The 2,593-nt window shown below is 39.1% G+C and carries 4 protein-coding genes; 1 reads left to right on the top strand and 3 read right to left on the bottom strand.

The annotated features are described in order from the left end of the window. Together htpG and WA010_RS12215 are read right to left on the bottom strand one after the other, a co-directional pair. A partial coding sequence (gene htpG, locus WA010_RS12220; RefSeq protein ID WP_422557394.1) for a molecular chaperone HtpG occupies positions 1–1,344 on the bottom strand: 1,344 nt, incomplete at its 3' end. Between the two features lie 142 nt (positions 1,345–1,486). After that, a complete protein-coding gene (locus WA010_RS12215) occupies positions 1,487–1,960 on the bottom strand; it encodes an FKBP-type peptidyl-prolyl cis-trans isomerase (RefSeq protein ID WP_422557393.1) in 474 nt (157 codons plus the stop codon). Between the two features lie 221 nt (positions 1,961–2,181). Here WA010_RS12215 and WA010_RS12210 point away from each other — a divergent pair, with 221 nt between their 5' ends. After that, entirely contained in the window at positions 2,182–2,394 is a 213-nt protein-coding gene (locus tag WA010_RS12210) for a hypothetical protein (RefSeq protein ID WP_422557392.1), read from the top strand. Positions 2,395–2,404: 10 nt separating this feature from the next. On the opposite strand, the gene WA010_RS12205 is transcribed toward WA010_RS12210, so the two are convergent. After that, on the bottom strand, positions 2,405–2,593 hold a 189-nt coding region (locus tag WA010_RS12205; RefSeq protein WP_422557391.1), incomplete at its 5' end, for a hypothetical protein.

Genomic DNA, 2,593 nt, shown 5'->3' with positions numbered 1-2,593 from the left:
TTCTAGGGCAGGGGAGTTTTTGAGCATTTGGAGAGACATTTTGGCAGAGATGTAATAAATCTCTTTTTTCTCAGCGTCTACACCCTCGACGAATTTGCTGAACATGACCGGCTCGGCAGAGTTTAGGGTGTTGAGTTTGAGAAGCTCTAGGATACGTTCACGGTTACCCATGTCGCTGTAAAGTCCCTCTTTGAGGACGTTTCCGAACTCTTTGTAGAACGCGTCGTATTTCTCAGCGTCATTTTCAGAGACTTTTGCAAGTTCGCTGAGGACTTTTTTAACCGAAGCGTTTTTGATTTTCGCCATAACGCGGTTGCTCTGTAAGATTTCACGGCTGACGTTCAATGGAAGGTCGGCAGAGTCGATCACCCCGCGAAGGAAGCGTAGGTAGGTCGGCATAAGCTCTTTTTCATCGTCGGTGATAAATACACGGTTGATGTAGAGTTTGATACCGCTTTGGTAATCGACGCGGTACAAATCCATCGGTGCTTTGGCTGGGACGTAGAAGAGGGTGGTGTATTCTAATGTACCCTCCGCGCGATTGTGCATCCAGAGTAACGGCTCACTCGAATCATGGGCGATACTGGAGTAGAAATCTTTGTACTCTTCATCACTGATCTCAGATTTGCTGATCGTCCAAAGTGCGTTGGCTTTGTTGATTTGTTTGTTGACAAGTTCGTTGTGACCTTTTTCCTCACCCTCGGCTGGGGCAACCCACTCCTCTTTGTCCATGTAGATCGGGAAAGGGATGTGGTTGGAGTATTTTTTAACGATGCTATCGATACGGTGAGTCTCTAAAAACTCGCTCTCATCGTCTTTGAGGTGCATGATGATGCTCGTACCGTGGCTATCGCGCTCTGCTGGCTCAAGATCATATTCTGACCCCGCCATTGAAGACCATTTATACGCTTGCTCTTCTCCGGCTTTACGGCTGATAACTTCCACTTTGTCCGCTACCATAAACGACGCGTAGAAACCGACACCGAATTGACCGATAAGATTGGAATCTTTTTTCTGATCTCCTGAGAGTTTTTCGAGGAACGCTTTGGTTCCTGATTTTGCGATGGTTCCGAGGTTTTCGACCAAATCCGCTTCGTTCATACCGATACCGCTGTCACTGATTGTGAGGGTTTTCGCCTCTTTGTCTATGATGATGTCGATACGAGGGGCGAAATTTACCCCTTTGTAGGCGTCATCGGTGAGGACAAGCATGTTGAGTTTATCGAGGGCGTCGGAGCTGTTGGAAACTAACTCGCGGACGAAAATCTCTTTGTTGGAGTACAAAGAGTGGATCATGAGATGTAAGATTTGTGAGACTTCAGTCTGGAACTGATGTTTTGCCATATGACTATCCTTGGAGGTTAAATTTTAGGCTGTGATTGTAACGAAATAGTTTTAATAATGCAAGAAGTATCAAGTAAGTTTAGTGTAGTTGACTAAAGCATTTCATTTAGTATTCCCGATTAAATCGGGAAAGAAAAGTTAGTTAGTGCTGATGTTGAAATTCTAATACTTCTTTAATCTCGTCTGATGTAGCTTCATGGATATCTAAGATAGTTCCTTCAAAAACGAGGTCTAATCCTGCAAGAGGATGGTTTCCATCAAGTGTGGCATGATCACCCTCGATGTCGGTAACAGTATAGATAATGACATCATCAGAATCATCTTCAAAATAACCATCAAGCTCCATTCCAATACTCACTTCAGCCGGTAATTCACTGAGTACTTCAGTTATAATAAGAGAAGAATCATAATTTCCAAATGCTTTATCTGCAGAGAGTTCAACTTTAAAAGCTTCCCCGATACTTTTTCCTTCTAACGCTTTTTCAACTGTAGGAAAGATATGTCCATAACCGCCGTGTAAATACACTAATGATTCCTCCTCTTCATGGAGAAGATTACCTTCAGTATCATTAATATGATAATCGATGGTGACGATACAATCTTTTTTGATGGTCATAAGCATTCCTTGACTTTAAAATAAATATTAGTCGATTTTATATCTAAAATAGAATAAGCAAAATATTAAGTTTTTGATCTATCAGTAATTTTAGGGAGTGAATAACCCTATATGTGTATATACGGGAAATCGTGCTAAAAATATTTTCAATATAATCTATATTATGTTAATCAAAATAAAGATTATTCGATTTTTAGTTAAGTTTTAGTACAATCCTAAATATGGAAACTACTAAAGAACAACTCCTCAACGACATTGAAAACCTACTTAATCGTTACGATGGATTGAACCCTACTCAAATTAATCCTGAATTATTACAATTTTTAGATCGACAGACTCTTATAAACATTATAGATTCAATCTTACGTCAGCAAGAAAAAACAAATGAATCTAATATTGACTGGCTTGAACAATTTAAACAACATAAGATTTGACACTTATCTTTTAAAAGATAAGTTTTATTTGATAGAAATTTTGATTTTGAACTATTGTATATTTAAATCCGATCTCAGAACTAAGACGTTTCAATATTTTTTCTCCGATTTTCGAACTAAATAAATATTTTTCTTCTCCAATTGTATTTGTGATACATATTTCCCGAGTCATTGGATTGCATTCCACTTTTATAACAGT

The sequence above is a fragment of the Sulfuricurvum sp. genome, from assembly GCF_049305995.1.
In the GTDB taxonomy this organism is placed as follows: Bacteria; Campylobacterota; Campylobacteria; order Campylobacterales; family Sulfurimonadaceae; genus Sulfuricurvum.
The sequence above is the reverse complement of the archived record's forward strand: the minus strand, read 5'-3'. Positions and strand labels throughout refer to the sequence as shown.

Excerpts from the sequence above, each read along its gene's own strand:
- WA010_RS12210 (WP_422557392.1), top strand. The coding sequence starts at position 2,182 with ATGGAAACTACTAAAGAACAACTCCTCAACGACATTGAAAACCTACTT.
- WA010_RS12215 (WP_422557393.1), bottom strand. The coding sequence starts at position 1,960 with ATGACCATCAAAAAAGATTGTATCGTCACCATCGATTATCATATTAAT.